General features: G+C 59.1%; 20 protein-coding genes. 14 read left to right on the top strand and 6 right to left on the bottom strand.

What is annotated here, in order from left to right; all coding sequences use genetic code 11:
* Positions 1 to 22: 22 nt before the first annotated feature.
* Positions 23 to 817, bottom strand: coding sequence for an IclR family transcriptional regulator domain-containing protein (locus BM152_RS16075; RefSeq protein WP_066608425.1), 795 nt, complete (start codon positions 815 to 817; stop codon positions 23 to 25).
* A gap of 200 nt (positions 818 to 1,017) precedes the next feature.
* Here BM152_RS16075 and kduD point away from each other — a divergent pair, with 200 nt between their 5' ends.
* On the top strand, positions 1,018 to 1,764 hold the full coding sequence (gene kduD / locus BM152_RS16070; protein ID WP_066608422.1) for a 2-dehydro-3-deoxy-D-gluconate 5-dehydrogenase KduD: 747 nt from the start codon (positions 1,018 to 1,020) through the stop codon (positions 1,762 to 1,764).
* Between the two features lie 36 nt (positions 1,765 to 1,800).
* Positions 1,801 to 2,721, top strand: a complete 921-nt coding sequence (locus tag BM152_RS16065; protein WP_066608420.1) for a sugar kinase — start codon at positions 1,801 to 1,803, stop codon at positions 2,719 to 2,721.
* Here the strand turns inward: BM152_RS16065 and BM152_RS16060 are convergent.
* A complete protein-coding gene (locus BM152_RS16060) occupies positions 2,718 to 3,416 on the bottom strand; it encodes a GntR family transcriptional regulator (RefSeq protein ID WP_066608418.1) in 699 nt (232 codons plus the stop codon). The genes BM152_RS16065 and BM152_RS16060 overlap by 4 nt on opposite strands.
* A 346-nt stretch (positions 3,417 to 3,762) precedes the next feature.
* Here BM152_RS16060 and BM152_RS16055 point away from each other — a divergent pair, with 346 nt between their 5' ends.
* Complete coding sequence (locus BM152_RS16055; protein WP_066608532.1) at positions 3,763 to 4,506, top strand: SDR family NAD(P)-dependent oxidoreductase; 744 nt, start codon at positions 3,763 to 3,765, stop codon at positions 4,504 to 4,506.
* Positions 4,507 to 4,520: 14 nt separating this feature from the next.
* The gene (locus BM152_RS16050; RefSeq protein ID WP_066608415.1) at positions 4,521 to 4,832 is read left to right on the top strand and encodes a cupin domain-containing protein; all 312 of its coding nucleotides are present in this window, start codon (positions 4,521 to 4,523) and stop codon (positions 4,830 to 4,832) included.
* A gap of 92 nt (positions 4,833 to 4,924) precedes the next feature.
* On the opposite strand, the gene BM152_RS16045 is transcribed toward BM152_RS16050, so the two are convergent.
* The 3 genes from BM152_RS16045 to rbfA all read right to left on the bottom strand — a co-directional run bounded on the left by BM152_RS16045 (position 4,925) and on the right by rbfA (position 6,926).
* Positions 4,925 to 5,518, bottom strand: a complete 594-nt coding sequence (locus tag BM152_RS16045) for a DUF1643 domain-containing protein (protein ID WP_066608412.1) — start codon at positions 5,516 to 5,518, stop codon at positions 4,925 to 4,927.
* Between the two features lie 86 nt (positions 5,519 to 5,604).
* The gene (truB, locus tag BM152_RS16040; RefSeq protein ID WP_066608410.1) at positions 5,605 to 6,513 is read right to left on the bottom strand and encodes a tRNA pseudouridine(55) synthase TruB; all 909 of its coding nucleotides are present in this window, start codon (positions 6,511 to 6,513) and stop codon (positions 5,605 to 5,607) included.
* Positions 6,513 to 6,926, bottom strand: coding sequence for a 30S ribosome-binding factor RbfA (gene rbfA, locus BM152_RS16035; RefSeq protein ID WP_066608408.1), 414 nt, complete (start codon positions 6,924 to 6,926; stop codon positions 6,513 to 6,515). The genes truB and rbfA overlap by 1 nt, the downstream gene beginning before the upstream one ends.
* 102 nt (positions 6,927 to 7,028) lie before the next feature.
* Between rbfA and dapB the strand changes: the two genes are divergently transcribed.
* Positions 7,029 to 7,838, top strand: a complete 810-nt coding sequence (gene dapB, locus BM152_RS16030; RefSeq protein ID WP_066608405.1) for a 4-hydroxy-tetrahydrodipicolinate reductase — start codon at positions 7,029 to 7,031, stop codon at positions 7,836 to 7,838.
* Between the two features lie 54 nt (positions 7,839 to 7,892).
* Here the strand turns inward: dapB and BM152_RS16025 are convergent, their stop codons facing one another.
* Positions 7,893 to 8,087, bottom strand: a complete 195-nt coding sequence (locus BM152_RS16025) for a DUF1674 domain-containing protein (RefSeq protein ID WP_066608402.1) — start codon at positions 8,085 to 8,087, stop codon at positions 7,893 to 7,895.
* A gap of 58 nt (positions 8,088 to 8,145) precedes the next feature.
* On the opposite strand from BM152_RS16025, the gene BM152_RS16020 reads away from it, so the two are divergent.
* The 9 genes from BM152_RS16020 to BM152_RS15980 all read left to right on the top strand — a co-directional run bounded on the left by BM152_RS16020 (position 8,146) and on the right by BM152_RS15980 (position 19,786).
* On the top strand, positions 8,146 to 9,426 hold the full coding sequence (locus BM152_RS16020) for an RsmB/NOP family class I SAM-dependent RNA methyltransferase (protein WP_066608400.1): 1,281 nt from the start codon (positions 8,146 to 8,148) through the stop codon (positions 9,424 to 9,426).
* A gap of 126 nt (positions 9,427 to 9,552) precedes the next feature.
* On the top strand, positions 9,553 to 11,256 hold the full coding sequence (locus BM152_RS16015; protein ID WP_231730588.1) for a heparinase II/III family protein: 1,704 nt from the start codon (positions 9,553 to 9,555) through the stop codon (positions 11,254 to 11,256).
* A gap of 42 nt (positions 11,257 to 11,298) precedes the next feature.
* Positions 11,299 to 12,888 carry a bifunctional phosphoribosylaminoimidazolecarboxamide formyltransferase/IMP cyclohydrolase gene (gene purH, locus BM152_RS16010; RefSeq protein ID WP_066608396.1) on the top strand — a complete coding sequence of 530 codons (1,590 nt, stop codon included), beginning with the start codon at positions 11,299 to 11,301 and terminating at the stop codon, positions 12,886 to 12,888.
* Between the two features lie 9 nt (positions 12,889 to 12,897).
* On the top strand, positions 12,898 to 13,371 hold the full coding sequence (lspA, locus tag BM152_RS16005) for a signal peptidase II (RefSeq protein WP_066608394.1): 474 nt from the start codon (positions 12,898 to 12,900) through the stop codon (positions 13,369 to 13,371).
* A gap of 57 nt (positions 13,372 to 13,428) precedes the next feature.
* Positions 13,429 to 13,893, top strand: coding sequence for a DUF3035 domain-containing protein (locus BM152_RS16000; protein ID WP_066608386.1), 465 nt, complete (start codon positions 13,429 to 13,431; stop codon positions 13,891 to 13,893).
* Between the two features lie 112 nt (positions 13,894 to 14,005).
* Complete coding sequence (locus BM152_RS15995; RefSeq protein WP_066608383.1) at positions 14,006 to 15,355, top strand: M16 family metallopeptidase; 1,350 nt, start codon at positions 14,006 to 14,008, stop codon at positions 15,353 to 15,355.
* Complete coding sequence (locus BM152_RS15990) at positions 15,352 to 16,659, top strand: M16 family metallopeptidase (protein WP_066608380.1); 1,308 nt, start codon at positions 15,352 to 15,354, stop codon at positions 16,657 to 16,659. The genes BM152_RS15995 and BM152_RS15990 overlap by 4 nt, the downstream gene beginning before the upstream one ends.
* 80 nt (positions 16,660 to 16,739) lie before the next feature.
* Positions 16,740 to 18,635, top strand: a complete 1,896-nt coding sequence (gene mutL, locus BM152_RS15985; RefSeq protein ID WP_066608376.1) for a DNA mismatch repair endonuclease MutL — start codon at positions 16,740 to 16,742, stop codon at positions 18,633 to 18,635.
* Positions 18,632 to 19,786, top strand: a complete 1,155-nt coding sequence (locus BM152_RS15980; protein WP_066608373.1) for a DNA recombination protein RmuC — start codon at positions 18,632 to 18,634, stop codon at positions 19,784 to 19,786. Before mutL ends, BM152_RS15980 begins: the two co-directional genes overlap by 4 nt.
* Positions 19,787 to 19,836: the final 50 nt, after the last annotated feature.

Genomic DNA, 19,836 nt, shown 5'->3' with positions numbered 1-19,836 from the left:
TGGCGGGGCCTGTTTGCGCCGATTAACCGCGATACCCCAGTGCTTCAGAGGTCTCGCGTCCGACTTGGGTCAAAAGTGCGATATAGTTCTCGCGATGGTCCGCGTCATAGCGAAAGAGCGGGAAGGCGATGGAGACCGCCGCGACCGATTGGCCGGTCTGGTCCCGCACCGGCACCGCCATACAGCGCACACCGGCTTCTGATTCCTCGATTTCTTCCGCGAAACCTTGCGCTTTTGTCTGTGCAAGATCGTTCCGGAATGCAGAGGCGTCCGCGAGGGTTTGGGGTCCAACCGGCGCAAAGCTCATCTTTTGCAAACAGGCGTCCACCTCAGCTGCGTCGCGCCACGCCAGAAGCGCCTTGCCCAAAGCTGTGCAATAGAGCCGGTTACGCGATCCGACGGTGCATTTCAGCGAGAGCGCATAGCTGGACTCGATCTGCCGGATATAGACGACATCCTGCCCCGTCTCGTCAATCACACCCAGATTGATGGCCTCTCCGGTCTCCTGTGACAGCCGCGCCATGCCGCTCTCGGTGGCTTTGAGTAACCGATCCTGCCCCTCCAGCGCCTGCGCCGAGAGGGAAAACAGTTTGAGCGTGAGACGATACTCGTCGCTTTGGGCCTGCTGCTCGACATATCCCAGATCGCGCATGGTCTGCAAAAGACGGTGGGTCGTGGCTTTTGAAGTCATCGCCTTTTGCGCGATGCGGGCCAATGAGGCAGAGCCTTCTTCCGACAGGGTTTCGAGCACGGAAAACACCTTGAGAACCGAGGCGACGTTTTCGGGTTTCTTGTCCGGCTTTGTAGAGGAAGGCATCCGTGTCTCTCCAGTCATCAGCATCGCGCCCCAATAATTCGGGGCGTTATGCGGGGGCGTTGTGGAGAGACTTTAATCGCGCATTTGTAAAAATGAAACAGCATTTCATTTTTGTTGAAATATTGATCTAAATTTGTGCTAAGTAGTGCATGAGCCTGATCTGATCAGGATGATCTACCCTTCGACGCTGAGGACACACCATGCCGCACGACCTCTTTTCCCTCACTGGCCGCAAGGCGCTCGTCACCGGTGCGAATACGGGGATCGGACAGGCCATCGCCTGTGCTTTGGCTGCGCAAGGGGCGGAGGTGATCTGTGCCGGTCGTCGGCCCTGCACCGATACTGTGCAGAAGATCACCGCAGCCGGAGGGCAGGCGGAGGACATGAGGCTGGACTTCGCGGACCCGATGGCGGCCAGAGATGTGTTTTCCGGCGCGGGGTTTGATCTGTTGATCAACAACGCGGGGATCATCCGGCGCGAAGACAGTGTGAATTATAGCGAGGCGGACTGGGACGCGGTGATTGACGTGAACCAGAAGGCGCTGTTTTTCACCTGTCAGGCGTTTGGACGCGAGTTGATCGCGCGCGGGACGGGTGGGGCCATCGTCAACATCGCCTCGCTGCTGTCGTTTCAGGGTGGCATCCGCGTTCCGGCCTATACGGCCTCCAAACATGCGGTGGCGGGGATCACCAAGAGTCTCGCCAACGAGTGGGCCCCGCATGGCATCACCGTCAACGCCATCGCACCCGGCTATATCGTCACCAACAATACCGAAGCCCTCCGCAACGATCCCGCCCGCAATAACGCGATTCTGGCGCGTATTCCTGCGGGACGGTGGGGGGAGCCTTCGGACATTGGCGGCACGGCGGCCTATCTGTGCTCCAAAGCGGCCCGCTATGTCACGGGCGCTGTGATCAATGTCGATGGTGGATGGCTGGCCCGCTAAACCCGCAACGCAATACTCACGCAAAGGAAAACCCGCATGTCCCGTTTTGATATCATCTGCCTTGGGGAAGCCATGGGAGAGATCGCATTTGCGCCCGATGGCAGCACCCAAATCGGGGTGGGCGGCGATACGCTCAATTCCGCGGTCTATCTGGCGCGTTCGGGGATCAATGTGGCTTTTGCCTCTGCAATCGGGGATGACCCTTTCGGCACCCGTATCCGTGCGACGTTGCAGGAAAACGCGGTCTCCGATGTTCTCTTGCTCAATGATCCCGTCGATACAACCGGCCTTTATTCCATCACCAATGATGCGACTGGGGAACGGTTCTTTCACTACTGGCGCAACGCCGCCGCCGCGCGCAAACTCTTTGCCGAGCCTTCCGAAGACTGGCTTGAAGGGATGCTCGATACACGGATGATCTACCTTTCGGGGATCAGCCTCTATACGTTCAACGATCATCTGCCGCGCCTTTTCGAGCTTTTGGAACGGGCACGCGCAAAGGGAGTCGAGGTCGCTTTTGATGGCAATTACAGGCCGCGTCTTTGGGCGGGGAAGGAAGATCTGGCGCGCGAAGCCTTTGAGCGGGTGATGGCGCTTTCCTCGGTGGTTCTGCCCACGTTCGAGGATGAGGTCATGCTTTGGAATGACGTGACGCCGGAGGCGACGCTGGCGCGGATCGCGGAGTTGGGCGTGGAAACCATCGTGCTCAAACGCGGGCCGGAGGGCTGCACCATTCGCGGCACGGAAGCGGAGACGCTCGTGCCCATTCCGACCCCGATCAAGGTGGTGGATACCACTGCGGCCGGAGACAGTTTTAACGCGGGATTTCTGGCCGCGCGGCTTCGCGGGGAGGAGGATGTGGCAGCGGCCTTGGCAGGGCATCGTCTCGCCGGACGGGTCATCAGCCATCGCGGGGCACTGATCCCGAAAGAGGCCATGTTGCGCGACAGGGGTTAGTCGGCGGCGCTTTCGTCGTCGAAAAATGCGGCCCTTTGCACGCGGATACGCGCGATTGTATCATCCAGGCGGGACAGGTGGATCATGCCAGCCTCCTGCGCGGCTGTCTCATCACCCGCTTTGACCGCTTCGGCGATTTTTTCGTGATCCGAAACCAGTTCCGGCATGCGATCTTCTTTGGCGAGGCTCAACACGCAGAGCCGGTCCACCTTGGCCTTTTCCGCCTGAATGACCTCATAGGCGAATGGAGCTTTCGCAATGTCGCAGAGGGTTTTGTGGAAAGCATAATCCAGCTTTCCAAAGGCTTCCGTATCGCGGTCGGCGAGGGCTTTCTTTTGCAAAGAAAGGGCCGTGTCCAGCGCATTTCCGGCCTCATCATCACAATATTTGCAGGCGTCCCGCAGCACGGCCGCCTCGATCGCCGCGCGGATATAGCGTGATTTTGTGATAGCGGCGGTGGAGAATTTTTTGACCTCGGTGGCCTTTTTGGGCCGGATTCGGATCAAATCCATCGTCGCAAGCCGGTTGAACGCATCCCGCACGGGTTGACGTGACACGCCAAATTTCTGCGCGATCTCGGTTTCCGAAATACGTGCACCGGGCAGAAGCCGCAGCGATGTGATCTCTTTGTAGAGATGGTCCGTGATCTGATCGACGCTGCTTTTGGTCAGGGTGTCCGGCGTGGTTTGGTCCATAGTCGATCTTTCAATGCTGTCTGCTGACACAAGATGGTCCGTTCCCGACCCTAGCAAAGATGTAACGGCGATAAAAGCGCGGGAGATTTATCGAGATTACTTGTATAACATCTTGTATGCAAGGATTGACGGAACGGTGAATCCATGGTGATTATAGCAAAGCTGCCGCAGCGTTCTGATGCGGCAAAGGTTTCGGGGAGGGGCGGGAGTCAGGCGAGACACTGGCAAGGATCATCAAAATCAAGATGCCGTGCCGGTTGCGCCTCAACGCGCCCCGATGTTCCGCAGGGTGAATGAGATGTGCGGATTGCGCATCGAAAAAAGAAAACGAATGGAAGGACTGACCATGAAACTTCAAGGCAAGACAGCGATTGTGACCGGTGGCGGGCGCGATATCGGACGGGCTGCTGCGGTGGCGCTGGCGAAAGAGGGAGCCAATGTGGCCATCAACTATTTCGCATCGGCGCAAGGGGCCGAGGAGACCGTGGCCGAGATCGAAGCGCTTGGCGGCAAAGCCATCGCGGTTCAGGGGGATTTGTGCACGCAGGAGGGCGTGGATGCCTTGGTGAATGGAGCGGTCAATACCTTTGGCGGCGTGGATGTTCTGGTGAACAACGCCGGTGGTCTCGTGGGGCGTAAAACCATCGCAGAGATGCCGCTTGAGCATTGGAACACGGTGATGACGTTGAACCTCACCAGCATTTTCATGATGACCAAGGCGGTGCTCGCCCACATGAAATCCGGTGTGATTGTCAACCTTGCCAGTCAGGCCGGTCGTGACGGCGGCGGACCGGGTGCTGTGGCCTATGCCACGTCCAAAGGGGCCGTGATGACAATGACCCGTGGCCTTGCCAAGGAGCTGGGCCCCGACATCCGCGTGAACGCGCTTTGTCCGGGGATGATCGACACGGATTTCCACAATATCCACACGCCGGATGCCGGTCGTCGTGGTCTCGAAGCCGCCGCGCCGCTCAAGCGTCAGGGCACGCCCGAGGACACCGCGAACCTGATCTGTTTTCTGGCCACCGACGACTCCGCCTATATCACCGGCGCGAATATCGACATCAACGGCGGGATGCTCTTTAGCTAAGACGGAGGGGAATGATGGCAAATTTTCCAATCGTTTCGACCGGAGAGCATGTCACTCGGCAGGTGTTGTCGGACAGTCCCGAGCTTATGGTGGTTGCCTTCCGTTTTGATGCGGAGGGTGCCGAAGGGGCACTTCATCGCCACCCGCATGTGCAGTCGACCTATGTGGAAAGCGGGCGCTACCGATTTTTCCTCGGCGATGAGGTGCGTGAGGTCGGGCCGGGAGACAGCTTTGTGATCCCGTCGGGTGTGGAGCATGGCTGTCTGTGTCTTGAGCCGGGCAAACTTATCGACTGCTTCACCCCGCGCAGGGATGATTTTCTGTAGGGGGGCGAAGTTGATCGCCAAATATGCGAAAGCGTCGGGAGAGCCCGGCGCTTTTCATGTATGGGGCAGTATGAGGCTGGGAAAGCCCTGCGTTACTCTTCGGGATCAGGAAAGGGAAAGCGCTGTGTGTCGCCGCGGATGTAGAGCGGGTGCTGCGCTGATCCGTCCTTGTTCAGCTTGAGGCAGTTGAGGGGCTTGCCGGTCGCTCTAAGCGCCTCAATGGTCTGTTTGACGATGGGGGCATATCTCTTGTGCAACTTGCCATAGGCCAAGAGAATTTCCTCGGCCTCTTCTGCTTCGCGCAGGATGGCAGGTAGGTTCTCTGCACTTCGTGCAAGTGCAGGATCATGCGGAACATCCTTGGGATGGGTGGCGCGCCAGTCCAGCATGTTGGTTTTCACATAACGCGTGTAGCCCCAGAGGCGGGCGAATTTGAGTTCCTTGTCACAGGTCGGGTCCGACACATCGGCCCGTGCGACAGAGGGATTCTGGCCAAGGAACATAATGGTGCGCGGCGCTTCACCTTCCGGTGTCCAGTCGCGTGTCAGGGTTTGACGGTAGCGACCACAGGCCGAAAACCGCGCGCCACCGATGACGCCGTCGGGCAGGCGGATATGAACCTTCCCGCCCGGATCATGCAGCTTGTGGGCATCTTCGTTCGTGGCAATCTGCCTGCGTTCGCTCATGTGTCAAAACCTCTTGTCTCGGACTTCACTCAAGGAAAACCGATACGAGCGGAAAGGCAAGGTGCGTCTCTGCGCTCATCTGGCTTTCAGAGGTTGAACACACGGTTGGGATGCAGTTCACCGGCCTTGTATTGCCCGACAGCGACGGGTTTGCCCTCGAAAGAGGCCCAGACTTCATCGCCATATTCCACACCATCTGCTGGATAGACCATGCCGGGGTTGCCGTTTCTGAGCCGCGTCGCGCCTTCGGGTGTGCAGGTCACTTCGTCAAGGTCGGCAAGCCCCTCTTCGACGGGGCGCAAAAGCTGGTCAATCTCGTCTGTGCGGGCGAGCTTTTCAACCTCGTCCAGAGAGACACCTTCTTCAACATCCCAAGGGCCGGACCATTCCCGCCGCAGCCATTCCACATGGCCGAAGCAGCCAAGCACCTCGCCCAGATCACGGGCAATCGCGCGCACATATCCGCCTTTGCCGCAGACCATTTCGAAAATCGCGTGATCCGCATCGACACGTTCAACGAATTTCAACTCGTCCACATAGAGCGGACGGGCGGCAATCTCGAAATCCTCGTCGTCGCGGGCCAGTTTGTAGGCGCGTTCCCCGTCGATTTTCACGGCGGAGAATTTCGGCGGCACTTGCATGATGTCGCCTTCAAATTGCGGTAGGGCGGCGAGAATGTCCTCGTCGCTTGGACGTGTATCGCTTTGCGCGATCACTTGCCCTTCCGCGTCATCGGTATTCGTCGCTTGTCCGAAGCGTACGGAAAAGCGGTAGCATTTCAGCGCATCGGTGATGAAAGGCACGGTCTTCGTCGCTTCGCCCAGCGCAACGGCCAAGACGCCCGTCGCATCGGGGTCAAGCGTGCCCGCGTGACCGGCCTTTTGCGCGTTGAACGCCCAGCGCACTTTGTTGACAACAGATGTGGAGGTCATGCCGGCGGGCTTGTCCACGACCAACCAGCCGTGAACTGCGCGCCCCTTCTTGCGTCGGGCCATTACTCTTCCTCGTCGTCGCTTTTGTGCAGGTCGCGTTGAACGCGCTCGTCGGCAAACATGCGCCGTGTCGCGTCCATACGGTCAAAGGTGTCATCCAGCGCAAAGCGCATCTCGGGCGTGTGTTTGATCCCGAGCGCCTTGCCCATGTGGTGACGGATCTCGCCTTTGTTCCGGCGCAGCGCCAGAAGCGCCTCTTCGGCGTCTTTCCCGCCAAGCGGCAGGATGAAGGCGGTCGCCACACGCAGGTCCGGGCTGACACGGACCTCGCCCACCGTGATGGACATCGCGGTGAGATCGGGGTCGTGGATTTCGCCACGGGTGAGAATTTCGGACAGACGACGCCGAATGGCCTCGCCGACGCGAAGGGTGCGGTGCGACCGGCCAGGGCCGCTGGAATGAGATCGTTTTGCCATAGGTGCGCAGATAGTCCTGAACAGAGAGTCTTGCAAGCGGGCTTTGCCAAAAGCCTTTGCACAGGTTAAAGCACAGCCCAAGAGAATTCAGGAGATAAAACCATGAGCGAGCTTCCCGGCATTGTCATCACCGGTGCGTCCGGTCGCATGGGGCAGATGTTGATCAAAACCGTCGTGGCCTCGGAAAAGTGCAGGCTTGTGGGCGCGGTGGAACGTTCCGAGAGCGACTGGATCGGGCGCGATGTGGGCGAAGCCATGGGCGGCGCGGCTCTGGGCGTGCAGGTGACGGATGATGCGTTGGAGGCTTTTTCCAAGGCGCAGGCGGTGATCGACTTTACCGCGCCCGAAGCCACGGTGGAGTTTGCTGCGCTGGCCGCACAGGCGCGCTGTGTTCATGTGATCGGCACCACGGGCATGTGTCCAAGTGAGTTGCAAAAGATCGAACTGGCGGCCCATCACGCGACGATTATCCGCGCGGGCAATATGTCTTTGGGTGTCAACCTGTTGACGAAGCTCACGAAAATGGTCGCGGCGGCTCTGGATGCCGATTATGACATCGAAATCATCGAGGCGCACCACAACCGCAAGGTCGATGCACCTTCCGGTACGGCGCTGATGCTGGGCGAGGCTGCTGCTGAAGGGCGCGGTGTGAAGCTCAGTGACGTGCGCGATTCGGGGCGTGACGGCATCACAGGCGCGCGCACAAAGGGAGACATCGGCTTTTCCGCCATTCGTGGCGGCGACATTGTCGGTGAGCATGATGTGATGTTTGCGGGCGATGGCGAGCGCATCATCCTGCGTCACGTTGCCTCCGATCGCTCCCTCTTTGCCAAAGGCGCGCTGAAAGCCGCGCTTTGGGGGCAGGGCCAGAAACCTGGAGAGTATGATATGCTCGATGTGCTGGGGCTCTGAGTTTTCGGTTCAAGGTTGCAAAACAAAACCCGCGGAATGCCGCGGGTTTTTCTTTTAGAAATCTATGGCGAGGCCTTTTTTTTCCCAGTCGCCGTAACGCACCGGCTCCGGCCCGTCTCGTCCGCCCAGTTCGGTTGGCATCGCTTTCACTGCCTCTTCGCGGGCCTTGCGGCGCTCTTCGGCCTCTGCCAGCGCCCGCTGTGCGGCGGGGGGAATGGTGGTTTCTGGGTTTTCTGTCTTGTCGGTCATCGGGAAATCCTTCGGATGATCTTGTCCGGCTTGCCCTTGTGATATACGGGGTCAGACCATGAAAACAAGATCATCTGATGTCGCGGGGCTTGCAGCCCGCCGGGCCGCTCTGGCCCTTCTGGATGCCGTGCTCCTTGAGAAACGGCTTCTGTCCGAAGTGCTGTTGCAGCGGACCAAGGACTTGTCGCCGGAGGATCGTGCGCGATCCCAGCGGCTGGTGACCGAAGCTTTGCGGGTGCTGGATCGCTGCGACCGGATGCTTGGCCCGCATCTGAGCAAGCGCCCTGCGCCGCATGTCATGAATGCTCTGCGCATGGGCGTATTCGAGATTTGCGCCATGGGAGAGGCCGCGCATGGCGTGGTGAATGCTTATGTGACTCTGATGCAGGAGCGGCCAAAGTCCAGCCATTTCAAAGGGCTGGTCAATGCGGTGCTGCGCAAGGTCGATGGTGACAAGGCGAAATGGGATACGCTGCCCGCACCGATGCTGCCGAAATGGCTGCGCAAACCTCTGGTCGCGGATTATGGCAAGGCAACGGTGGCCGCGATGGAGGCCGTGCAGGCCAAGGGGGCGCCGCTTGATCTGACCGTGAAAGCTGATCCGGAAGGCTGGGCAAAGACCTTGGGTGGTGAGGTGCTGCCGAGCGGGTCCGTGCGTTTGAGCCGTGCGGTTCAGGTGACGAAACTTGACGGATTCGCGGCAGGCGAATGGTGGGTGCAGGACGCAGCCGCAAGCCTGCCTGCGCGAATCCTTTCGCCGGATAAAGACGATCATGTCCTCGATATGTGTGCCGCGCCGGGGGGGAAGACCCTGCAACTGGCCGCTATGGGGGCCAATGTCACGGCGCTCGACATTTCCGAATCACGGATGGGGCGTGTGCAGGAAAACCTGACGCGTTGTGCGCTCTCGGCGGAAATCGCCGTCGGGGATGCGCTGGAATATGAGGGTGGGCCGTTCGATGCGATTCTGCTGGATGCGCCCTGCACCGCGACGGGCACGATCCGGCGCCATCCTGATTTGCCCTATGTGAAGGACGGCTCGGATTTTCCGGGGCTTTTCGAGTTGCAGGAACATCTGATCGACCGCGCCTTGGGGATGCTCAAACCGGGCGGAAAACTGGTCTATTGCACCTGTTCCCTGCTGATTGACGAGGGCGAAGAGCAGGTGCGCGATGCGAAAACGCGCCACCCTGATCTGCGTGTCGATCTCGACGCGCTTTGCATCAGTGGTGTCGCGCCCGAGTGGATAGGGGAAGAGGGGTTGCGCACCCGTCCCGACTATTGGGCAGAGCGTGGCGGGATGGACGGTTTCTTCATCACGGTTTTGCGACGGGGATGACACGCGGGGATTTCCCGATGACATCTCGCGTGGCGCCCGCTATCTTCCGGGCAACGAAAACGAACCGACAGGCTGGGGCAGGCAATGTCGCAAAGCGAGGATTGGCGGGCGAAAAATGTACGCCGCATGAACAGGTATCATGCGTGGCGCGCAGCGCGTGCGAAACCGGCCTTGGGATTCGTCTCGCAGCCTGAACCCAAATCCATCGGGTCCTTTGCGCGTGGCCGCCAGTTGATCGGCGGCAATTTCCTGTTCGCGGGCTATCTGGTCGAAGCGCAAAACACGTCCATTTGGGATATTGATGCGCCGGCTCAAGGATTTGTCGAAGAAATTCATGGCTTTGCATGGCTTGATGATCTGGCGGCTGTGGGGGACTACAATGCACGCCATCGGGCGCAGGACTGGATCAAGGAATGGATGGAGCGCTATGCGGGCGGGAAGGGGCCGGGCTGGACGCCGGACCTGACCGGTCGACGGCTTATCCGCTGGATTCACCATGCTTTGTTCTTCCTGTCGGGTCAGGAGGCGGATGTCTCGAACGCGTTCTACAAGACCCTTGGACAGCAGACGATCTTCCTGTCGCGGCGGTGGCAAACGGCCAGTCCCGGTCTGCCCCGTTTCGAGGCGCTGACAGGGCTGATCTATGCGGGCCTGTCCCTCGTGGGCATGGAAGAGCATGTTGCGCCGGCGGTCAAAGCCTTGGCTCAGGAATGCGAATCAGAGATTGATGACGAGGGCGGCATCCCGACCCGCAATCCGGAAGAATTACTTGAGGTCTTCACTCTTTTGACATGGGCCGCAGCGGCGTTGTCGGAGGCCGGAAAGATTGCAGATGAAGCGCATCTGGCAGCGATTGAACGGATCGCGCCGACATTGCGCGCATTACGTCATTCGGACGGCGGGCTGGCCCGCTTTCATGGCGGCGGGCGTGGCATGGAGGGGCGGCTTGATCGCGCTTTGGCAAGTTCGGGCAACAAGACCCCGCCAGGGCAGGGGCTTCACATGGGGTTCTTGCGGCTTGCCGCCGGACGCACGTCAATCATTGTCGATGCGGCTCCGCCCCCGAAAGTGGAGGCCTCTTTCAATGCCCATGCGTCGACGATGGCGTTTGAACTGACCTCCGGGCGCAGGCCGTTGATCGTCAATTGCGGGGCTGGGAGCAGCTTCGGGCCGGAATGGCGCCGTGCCGGTCGGGCAACTCCGTCACATTCCACGCTGGGGATCGAGGGGTTTTCCTCCTCGCGGCTTGGTCCGAAACGGATGATCGGCGGACATTTGCGCGAATTGCTGGTCGATGTGCCAAGTGCGGTGCGTCTGGAATTGCGCACAAGCGAGGATGGCGGGGGCTTCGTTGCGGGGCATGACGGCTATGTGAAGACCCATGGGCTGACCCATATCCGGCAGATCGAATTGTCGAAAGACGGGCGCGGGATTGCGGGCGAGGATACGCTGGCGACGATCACGGGTGAGGACGAGCGGCAATTCGACCGGATGATGGACCGGCTCAAACTACAGGGTATTCCGTTTCAGGTGCGGTTCCACCTTCATCCGGATGTGGACGCCGAGCTTGATATGGGCGGCGCGGCAGTGTCTCTGGCGCTGAAATCCGGCGAGATTTGGGTGTTCCGCCATGACGGTCGCGCAAAATTGAGCCTCGAACGCTCGGTTTATCTAGAAAAAAACCGTTTAAAGCCGCGTGCGAGCAAACAAGTGGTTCTATCTGCGACGGCAATGGATTATGCGACCCGTGTCCGTTGGACTCTCGCGAAAGCGCAGGAGACGCCTACGACGCTCCGCGATCTTGAGATGGACGACGAGACGCTGAACTGATCTGTGAGCCGATTTGCCATCGAGCCATTCTGGGGACCTGCTATGACCGACCTTTATCCCGTGAAGCGCGCGCTTCTTTCCGTATCCGACAAAACTGGCCTCGCCCAATTGGGTAAGGCGCTGGCTACCAAGGGGGTCGAGCTTTTGTCCACCGGCGGGTCCGCCAAGGCGCTGCGCGATGCCGGCCTTGAGGTGAAAGACGTCTCGGAAGTGACCGGTTTCCCTGAAATGATGGACGGGCGTGTGAAGACGCTGCACCCGCGTGTGCATGGTGGCCTTCTGGCGCTGCGTGACAATGCCGAGCATGTGGCCGCAATGGATGAACACGGGATTGGCGGCATCGACCTTCTGGTTGTGAACCTCTACCCGTTCGAAGCCGCCTTGGCGCGTGGTGCCGATTATGACGAGATGATCGAGAATATCGACATTGGCGGTCCGGCGATGATCCGTGCGGCGGCGAAAAACCACGGATTCGTGACGACCGTGGTGGATGTCGAGGATTACGACGCGCTGATCGCCGAGCTTGATGCGAATGACGGTCAGACCTCCTATGCCTTCCGTCAGAAAATGGCGCAGATCGCCTATGCCCGCACGGGGGCCTATGACGCCGCCGTGTCGAACTGGATGGCGGGTGCGATTGGCGAAGAGGCTCCGCGCCGCCGTGTTGTGGCCGGTCAGATCAAACAGACCCTGCGTTACGGCGAAAACCCGCACCAGTCCGCGGCCTTCTATGTGGACGGCTCCGAGCGCCCCGGCGTGGCGACCGCGGTGCAGCATCAGGGCAAGGAACTGTCCTATAACAACATTAACGACACGGATGCCGCCTTTGAACTGGTGGCCGAGTTTGATCCCGCCGAGACGCCCGCCGTGGCGATCATCAAACACGCCAACCCTTGCGGTGTGGCCAAGGGTGAGACGCTTCTCGATGCTTACAAAGCTGCTTTCGATTGTGACCGCACCTCCGCTTTCGGTGGTATCGTTGCGTTGAACAAGGCACTGGACGCGCAAACGGCAGAAGCGATCACCGAGATTTTCACCGAAGTTGTCATCGCGCCGGGTGCATCGGATGAGGCGAAAGAGATTTTTGCCAAGAAGAAAAACCTGCGCCTTTTGACCACCGAAGCGCTGCCGGATGTGTTGGCCAAGCCTTCGACGATCCGTCAGGTTGCCGGCGGCTATCTGTTTCAAGACAAGGATGCCGGTTTTGTCGGCATGGATGATCTGAAGGTCGTGACGGAGAAAGCGCCGACGCCCGAGCAGATGAAAGACCTTCTGTTCGCGTGGAAAGTGGCAAAACACGTCAAGTCCAACGCGATTGTCTATGTGAAGGATCAGGCGACTGTCGGTGTCGGTGCGGGTCAGATGTCGCGTCTCGACTCCGCGTTGATCGCCGCCAAGAAAGCCGAGCGCATGGCCGAGGCGATGGGGCTTCCCGAGCCGCTGACCAAAGGGTCCGCTGTGGCGTCTGATGCGTTCTTCCCCTTTGCCGACGGTCTGCTGGAAGCGGCCGCTGCGGGCGCGTCCTGTGTCATCCAGCCGGGTGGCTCCATGCGCGACCAAGAGGTGATCGACGCGGCCAATGAAGCAGGGCTTGCGATGGTGCTGACCGGTATGCGCCATTTCCGTCACTGAGGTTTGAGAATGCGGATCACGGCTCTGACAGCGCTGATCACCTTTGTGATCGACCAGCTCTCCAAATGGGCCGTGGTCCAGTTTCTCGATCTTAAAACTGTGGGGCAGATTGATGTTCTGCCCCCTTATCTCGTGTTCCACATGGCATGGAACCAAGGCGCGAACTTCGGGCTTTTGTCCGGTCATGGCGATCTGTTGCGCTGGGGCTGGGTTGCTCTGGCGGTAGTCATTTCTGCGTGGGTGATGCGCTGGGTGCGACGCGAACAGTTTTCCATCTTGGGGCAGATCAGTGCCGGACTTCTGGTCGGCGGTGCGCTGGGCAATGCCATCGACCGCATTATCTATGGCGCGGTGGCGGATTTTCTCAACATGTCCTGTTGCGGGTTTCAGAACCCCTATTCCTTCAACGTGGCGGATATCACAATTTTTGCAGGGGCATTCGGTCTCATTCTTTTCACGGGTGAGACGAAAAACCGGACGTGACCTTGGGGTCAGACTGGTTTAAACATGCTCTGACGCGATTTGCGGAGGAAGGTTTCTATGGTCTCGAATGTGTCCCGAACGGCTCTGTGCCTCTTGGCTCTGACCGCGCTTGTTGCTTGCAGCCAGAAGGAACGTGTTCCGAATCGGGTAAAGACCGGTCCGGACGAGTTTTCGATCCTGACGACCAAGCCTTTGCAGGAACCGGACAATTACAATGATCTTCCGGCGCCCACGCTGGGCGGCACGAATCTGACAGATCAGACCCCCAATGCCGATGCTATCGTGGCGCTGGGCGGGCGTGTGCCGTCTGCGACGGGTGTTGATGGCGGGATTGTCTCCTATGCCTCACGCTACGGTGTGGATGATAATATCCGCGCGGAACTGCATGATGCCGATGAAGGCCGTCGCAAAGGCCGAGGTAGCTATGAACGGGCTTACAAGCGTTTTGCGCTTGATGCTTATGCCGAATGGGAGCGTTTGAGAGCGCTTGGTGTTTCGGTTCCGTCCGCCCCCGAACAGTAAGCGGATCGCGCTGCTTCACGTCCACGTCAACGCGGCGGTTCCGGGCTGCGCTTTTGCGCAAACTCGCTCTATAGTTCTGACCTGATCCCTGTTCGATCTGAAAGGTACATTCATGAAATATGGTTTGGCGGCGGCGCTTGTGGCGCTCATGTCCCCAGTCCTCGCGGCACCGGCCCTCGCGGCCGAGGTGAGCCACTACGAGTTGGACAACGGGATGGAAATTGTCGTGCTCGAAGATCACCGTGCGCCTGTGGTGGCGCATACGGTGTGGTATAAAATCGGCGCAGCCGACGAGCGTCTGGGCAAAAGCGGCATTGCGCATTTTCTTGAACATTTGATGTTCAAAGGCACGGATGATCTTGAGGCGGGCGAACTGTCGGAAACGGTGACGCGCAATGGCGGGTCGGACAATGCATTTACCTCTTGGGACTATACCGCCTACTATCAAAGGGTTGCCGCAGACCGCCTGCCCTTGATGATGGAAATGGAAGCGGACCGGATGCGTGATCTGGAAATGACCGAAGACGATGTGACGACAGAGCGTCAGGTCATTCTGGAAGAGCGCAACCAGCGTATCGACAATGATCCGGGGGCGCTTTTCCGTGAACAAATGCGTGCGGCGCAGTATCTGAACCATCCTTACGGTATTCCGATCATCGGTTGGCGGCAGGAGATGGAGCAGCTGTCCCGCGAGGATGCGTTCAACTTTTACCATGAGTATTACGCCCCGAATAATGCCATTCTCGTGGTGGCGGGCGATGTTGATCCTGATGAGGTGTATGAGCTGGCCAAAACCTATTACGGCCCTGTCGCGCCTTCGCCGGACCTTGAACCGCGTTTGCGCCCGCAGGAACCACCGCAACTGGCCGAGCGTCGCCTCAAGATGGGCGATCCGCGCGTGGCGCAACCCTATATCACGCGCAGTTACCTTGCTCCGGAACGCGATCCGGGCGCACAGGAAAAAGCCGCAGCCCTGACATTGCTTGCCGAGCTTTTGGGCGGGAATTCCACCACCTCCTATTTGGCGCGCAAATTGAACTTCGATGATCCGAAGGCGATCTATGTCGGGGCCTATTACGATGGCACGTCGATTGATGATGCGACATTTTCCCTGACGATGGTGCCAAGTCCGGATGTTCCGATGAAAGAGGCCGAGGCTGCACTGGACGACACTCTGGCGCAATTCATGAAGGACGGTGTTGATCCCGAAGAGCTTGAACGTCTGAAAACCCAGCTGCGGGCGGGCCTGATTTATGCCGAAGACAATATCGAAGGGCTGGCCCGACAATATGGTGCGGAGATGGCGGTTGGGCTGTCCCTGAAAGATATCGAAGACTGGCCGGAAATTTTGCAGGCCGTCACCGCCGAAGATGTCATGAATGCCGCCAAAGAGGTGTTTGACCGCCGTCATGCGGTTACGGGCTGGCTGATGCCCTCCAACATGGAAGGAGCCGAAGAATGAAACGTCTCTTGAGCACATTGGTTGCACTTGTCTGGCTCAGTCTGCCCGCGCATGCGGCTGTGGAAGTGCAGACCGTCGAAACGCCGGGCGGGATCAAGGCGTGGCTGGTCGAGGAACATTCCATTCCTTTCACGGCGCTCGAAATCCGCTTTCAGGGCGGGACTTCTCTGGACCGGCCGGGCAAACGGGGCGAAGTGGGCCTCATGATGGCCACTCTGGAAGAGGGCGCGGGCGATATGGATGCGCAGGCCTTTGCCAAGGCACGCGACAGTCTGGCCGCCAGTTTCCGGTTTAACGCCAGTATGGATTCGGTGTCGGTTTCCGCGCGTTTTTTGAGTGAGAATCGTGATGAAGCCATGACCCTGCTGCGCACGGCGCTTATGGATCCACGCTTTGATCAGGGGGCTGTGGATCGTGTGCGCTCTCAGGTTTTGTCGATTCTGCGCAATGCAGAGACCGATCCGGGGGAAATTGCATCGGACACGTTCTACAAACAGGCCTTTGGCGACCACCCCTATGGCAACAATGACAACGGGACGCCTGAAAGCGTTGCGGGGCTGACCCGTGACGATATGTTTCTGGCCAAAGATCGTGTGATGACGCGGGATCGTCTCTATGTGTCGGCTGTCGGGGATATCACGGCGGAAGAACTGTCCGCGCTATTGGATGATCTTCTGGGCGACTTGCCTGAAGCGGGCCCGCAACTGCCGGAGCGCGTGGAGCCGGCCTTTTCGGGTGGTATCACGGTTGTGCCTTTCGAGACGCCTCAATCGGTGGTGATGTTCGGGCAAAAGGGTATCAAGCGTGATGATCCCGACTTTATTCCCGCCTACATCGCCAACGAGGTTCTGGGCGGCCACGGTGAATCGCGCCTCATGGAAGAGGTGCGTGAAAAACGTGGTCTGACCTATGGTGTCGGCTCCTATCTCGTGCCTTTCGATCATTCCGAACTTGTCATGGGCCAGTTTTCTTCCGGCAACGAAGTTGTGGCCGAGGCGATTGATGTGGTCAAAGCCGAATGGAAGAAATTCGCTGAAAAGGGGCTCACGGCGGAAGAGTTGGAGAATGTGAAAACCTATCTGACGGGGGCCTATCCGCTCAGGTTCGATGGCAATGCGCCGATTGCGCGTATTCTTGTCGGGATGCAGATGGACGGTCTCTCGCCGGATTACATCGCCACGCGCAATGAATTGGTCAATGCGGTGACGCTGGACGAGATCAACGCGGTGATCAAGCGGCTCTATGATCCGGAAACCCTTTCCTTTGTGGTCGTCGGCAGTCCCAAAAACCTTGTGGCCGACTAATCTCTTTCGAGGTGTTTCGCCCGATTTGCCCTTGATTTCATCATGGTCGAATCGGGCGTTTCCATGCTAGGTCTTGTGGTATGAATTCTCCGACACGCAGCATAAGCCAAGACACGCCCCGCCCGGTTATTCGCCAACTGGATGAAGGCGCAATCAACCGTATTGCCGCTGGTGAAGTGGTCGAACGCCCCGCTTCGGCGGTCAAGGAACTGGCCGAAAACGCGATAGACGCGGGCGCGCGCAGGGTTGAGGTGGACTATGCCGACGGGGGCAAGACGCTGATCCGTGTGACCGATGACGGTTGCGGGATGACGGCGGATGATCTGCCCCTCGCGCTCTCGCGCCACGCAACGTCCAAGATTGACGGCTCCGATCTGCTCGACATCCATACCTTCGGGTTTCGCGGCGAGGCACTGCCCTCTCTTGGTGCTGTCGGGCGTTTGAAAATCACGTCGCGGGCGGAAGGCTCCGATGGTGTGACCCTGTCCGTGTCGGGTGGCAAGATGGAGCCGGTCAAACCTGCGGCGCTGACACGCGGGACAGTGGTTGAGTTACGCGATCTGTTCTACGCCACTCCCGCACGGCTGAAGTTTCTCCGCACGGATCGGGCTGAGGCACAGGCGATTACAGATGTGGTCAAGCGTCTGGCGATGGCCGAGCCCTATGTCAGGTTCACCCTGCGAGATGTGTCGGGAGGCGGCGAGGGGCGTGTGACCTTCCGTGCCGATCCGCAATCGGGTGATATGTTCGACGCGCTGCACGGACGTTTGGCGACGGTTCTGGGCAAGGAGTTTGCCGAGAACGCTCTGGCCATTGATGCGGAACGTGAGGGGCTGACGCTTACCGGATATGCAGCCTTGCCAACCTATTCGCGCGGCTCTGCCGTGGCGCAGTATCTTTTCGTCAACGGGCGGCCTGTGCGGGACAAGCTTTTGGTTGGTGCGCTGCGTGGGGCCTATTTCGATTTTCTGTCCCGTGACCGGCATCCGGCGGCATGTCTGTTCATCGACTGCGACCCGCATCTGGTGGATGTCAACGTCCATCCCGCGAAGTCCGAAGTGCGATTCCGTGAGCCGGGCCTCGCACGCGGTCTGATCGTATCTGCCCTGCGTCATGCCTTGGCCGAGGCGGGGCATCGTGCCTCGACCACCGTGGCCAATGCGACTTTGGGCGCCATGCGACCAGAGCAGACGGGTGAACCGCGCGTGTACCAGATGGACCGCCCTTCTATGGGGGGATACGCCGCCCCTTATCGCCCGCCTCAAGAGGTAATGGAGCAAAGCTATAACTGGCAGGCGCCAGAACGTCCCGAGCCTGTGGCGACACCGGGATTTGCCGAAATGTCCCAACCGTCCGCACGGATGGAGGATGTGCCCGCTCAGCCGGAGACCGAGGCTCTGCCTTTGGGCGCAGCCCGTGCGCAGGTGCATGAGAATTACATTATCGCCCAGACCGAGCGCGGCATCGTGATCGTCGATCAACATGCCGCACATGAGCGGTTGGTTTATGAAAAACTCAAGCACCAGATGGCCGAACATGGCGTCAAATCGCAGGCGCTTTTGATCCCCGAAGTGGTCGAGCTTTCCGCAAATGATGCGCAGCTGCTTTTGGATATGGCAGAGGATCTGGCGCGTCTCGGGCTTGTGATCGAACCTTTTGGCGGGGCGGCGATTGCTGTGCGCGAAACCCCCGCGATTTTGGGGCGGGTCGAAGCCAAAGCGATGATCGAGGACATTCTCGACGAGCTTTCCGACCTTGGTGACAGCTATACGGTTCAGGCGCGGATCGAGGCGGTGCTGTCTCGTGTGGCCTGTCATGGTTCGATCCGGTCGGGGCGAAGGATGCATGCAGAAGAGATGAATGCCCTGTTGCGCGAGATGGAAGCCACGCCCCATTCCGGTCAATGCAACCACGGTCGGCCCACCTATGTGGAGCTGAAACTTTCCGATATTGAACGCCTGTTTGGACGCACATGACACTTGATTTCGCTGACCCTTTGACGCTTGCTGCCGTGATCGGCGGAGCGGTCCTTTTGCTTTTCTTTTTCCTTCTTGTCGTAGTTCTGAAACGCTCTGGCGAGGCTGCCAAAATGGCCCTGCCGATTGCGCAACAGATGAACCAGCTTGGCCAGCGAGTGCAGATGCTCTCGGACGGGCAACAGCAGCTTGCAGGGGGATTGACTCATGTCTCAGAGGCACAGGTGGCGTCGCAATCCAAGATGTTGGAACTGATGGAAAAACGGCTCGCACTGGTGACGGAGACGATGAATGTGAACCTGCAAGGGTCCGCACAACGCACGGCCAAAAGCCTCGGCGCGTTGCATGAACGTCTGGAGACCATCGACAAGGCGCAAGCGAATATCGAGAAGCTTTCGGGAAATGTCCTGTCCTTGCAAGACATCCTTTCGAACAAGCAGACGCGCGGTGCCTTCGGGGAAATCCAGTTGAATGATATCGTCAGCAAAGCCCTTCCCAAGGACAGCTATACGCTACAGGCGACGCTCTCGAACGGGAAACGTGCGGATTGCCTGATCCATTTGCCCAACCCTCCGGGACCGATTGCGATCGACAGTAAATTCCCGCTGGAAGCCTATGAGGCGTTGCGGCGTGCCGATACGCAGTGGGAACTCAATGAAGCCGCGAAACTCATGCGACAGGCGGTGAAACGTCATATCTCGGACATTTCGGAGAAATATATCCTCGAAGGAGAAACGGCAGACGGGGCGTTGATGTTCCTGCCGTCCGAGGCGGTCTATGCCGAGCTTCATGCGAACTTCCCCGAGCTTGTCCGCGAGGGCTTTGACAAGCGTGTCTGGATCGTCTCTCCGACCACCTGCATGGCGACACTCAACACGATGCGGGCGATTCTCAAGGATGCGCGGATGCGTGAACAGGCGGGCGCAATTCGCAAGGAACTGTCCCTGCTTTATGCGGATGTCGAGCGCCTTGGGACTCGTGTTGGCAACCTCGATCGTCATTTCGGACAAGCCGCGAAAGATCTTGAAGACATCAAGATTTCGGCCGAAAAAGCGGGCAAGCGTGCGCACCGGCTCGACAATTTCGACTTTGAGGAACTGGCCGCTGACACACCGTCTGCGCCCCCTGCTGCGCTTGTGCAAAAAACGTAGAAAGCCCTTTGTGAAGGTGGAAAGTTTGACCTAGGTCATGTGCCTGTGGC

Origin of the sequence: Celeribacter halophilus, assembly GCF_900114135.1 — a bacterium.
GTDB classification, from domain to species: domain Bacteria; phylum Pseudomonadota; class Alphaproteobacteria; order Rhodobacterales; family Rhodobacteraceae; genus Celeribacter; species Celeribacter halophilus.
The sequence above is the reverse complement of the archived record's forward strand: the minus strand, read 5'-3'. Positions and strand labels throughout refer to the sequence as shown.

Coding starts and splice junctions, on each gene's coding strand:
- BM152_RS16025 (WP_066608402.1), bottom strand. CDS start 8,087: ATGACCGACAAGACAGAAAACCCAGAAACCACCATTCCCCCCGCCGCA.
- rbfA (WP_066608408.1), bottom strand. CDS start 6,926: ATGGCAAAACGATCTCATTCCAGCGGCCCTGGCCGGTCGCACCGCACC.
- BM152_RS16075 (WP_066608425.1), bottom strand. CDS start 817: ATGCCTTCCTCTACAAAGCCGGACAAGAAACCCGAAAACGTCGCCTCG.
- truB (WP_066608410.1), bottom strand. CDS start 6,513: ATGGCCCGACGCAAGAAGGGGCGCGCAGTTCACGGCTGGTTGGTCGTG.
- kduD (WP_066608422.1), top strand. CDS start 1,018: ATGCCGCACGACCTCTTTTCCCTCACTGGCCGCAAGGCGCTCGTCACC.
- BM152_RS16020 (WP_066608400.1), top strand. CDS start 8,146: ATGAAAACAAGATCATCTGATGTCGCGGGGCTTGCAGCCCGCCGGGCC.
- BM152_RS16045 (WP_066608412.1), bottom strand. CDS start 5,518: ATGAGCGAACGCAGGCAGATTGCCACGAACGAAGATGCCCACAAGCTG.
- BM152_RS16055 (WP_066608532.1), top strand. CDS start 3,763: ATGAAACTTCAAGGCAAGACAGCGATTGTGACCGGTGGCGGGCGCGAT.
- BM152_RS16050 (WP_066608415.1), top strand. CDS start 4,521: ATGGCAAATTTTCCAATCGTTTCGACCGGAGAGCATGTCACTCGGCAG.
- dapB (WP_066608405.1), top strand. CDS start 7,029: ATGAGCGAGCTTCCCGGCATTGTCATCACCGGTGCGTCCGGTCGCATG.
- BM152_RS16060 (WP_066608418.1), bottom strand. CDS start 3,416: ATGGACCAAACCACGCCGGACACCCTGACCAAAAGCAGCGTCGATCAG.
- purH (WP_066608396.1), top strand. CDS start 11,299: ATGACCGACCTTTATCCCGTGAAGCGCGCGCTTCTTTCCGTATCCGAC.
- mutL (WP_066608376.1), top strand. CDS start 16,740: ATGAATTCTCCGACACGCAGCATAAGCCAAGACACGCCCCGCCCGGTT.
- BM152_RS15990 (WP_066608380.1), top strand. CDS start 15,352: ATGAAACGTCTCTTGAGCACATTGGTTGCACTTGTCTGGCTCAGTCTG.
- BM152_RS16000 (WP_066608386.1), top strand. CDS start 13,429: ATGGTCTCGAATGTGTCCCGAACGGCTCTGTGCCTCTTGGCTCTGACC.
- BM152_RS16065 (WP_066608420.1), top strand. CDS start 1,801: ATGTCCCGTTTTGATATCATCTGCCTTGGGGAAGCCATGGGAGAGATC.
- BM152_RS15995 (WP_066608383.1), top strand. CDS start 14,006: ATGAAATATGGTTTGGCGGCGGCGCTTGTGGCGCTCATGTCCCCAGTC.
- lspA (WP_066608394.1), top strand. CDS start 12,898: ATGCGGATCACGGCTCTGACAGCGCTGATCACCTTTGTGATCGACCAG.
- BM152_RS16015 (WP_231730588.1), top strand. CDS start 9,553: ATGAACAGGTATCATGCGTGGCGCGCAGCGCGTGCGAAACCGGCCTTG.
- BM152_RS15980 (WP_066608373.1), top strand. CDS start 18,632: ATGACACTTGATTTCGCTGACCCTTTGACGCTTGCTGCCGTGATCGGC.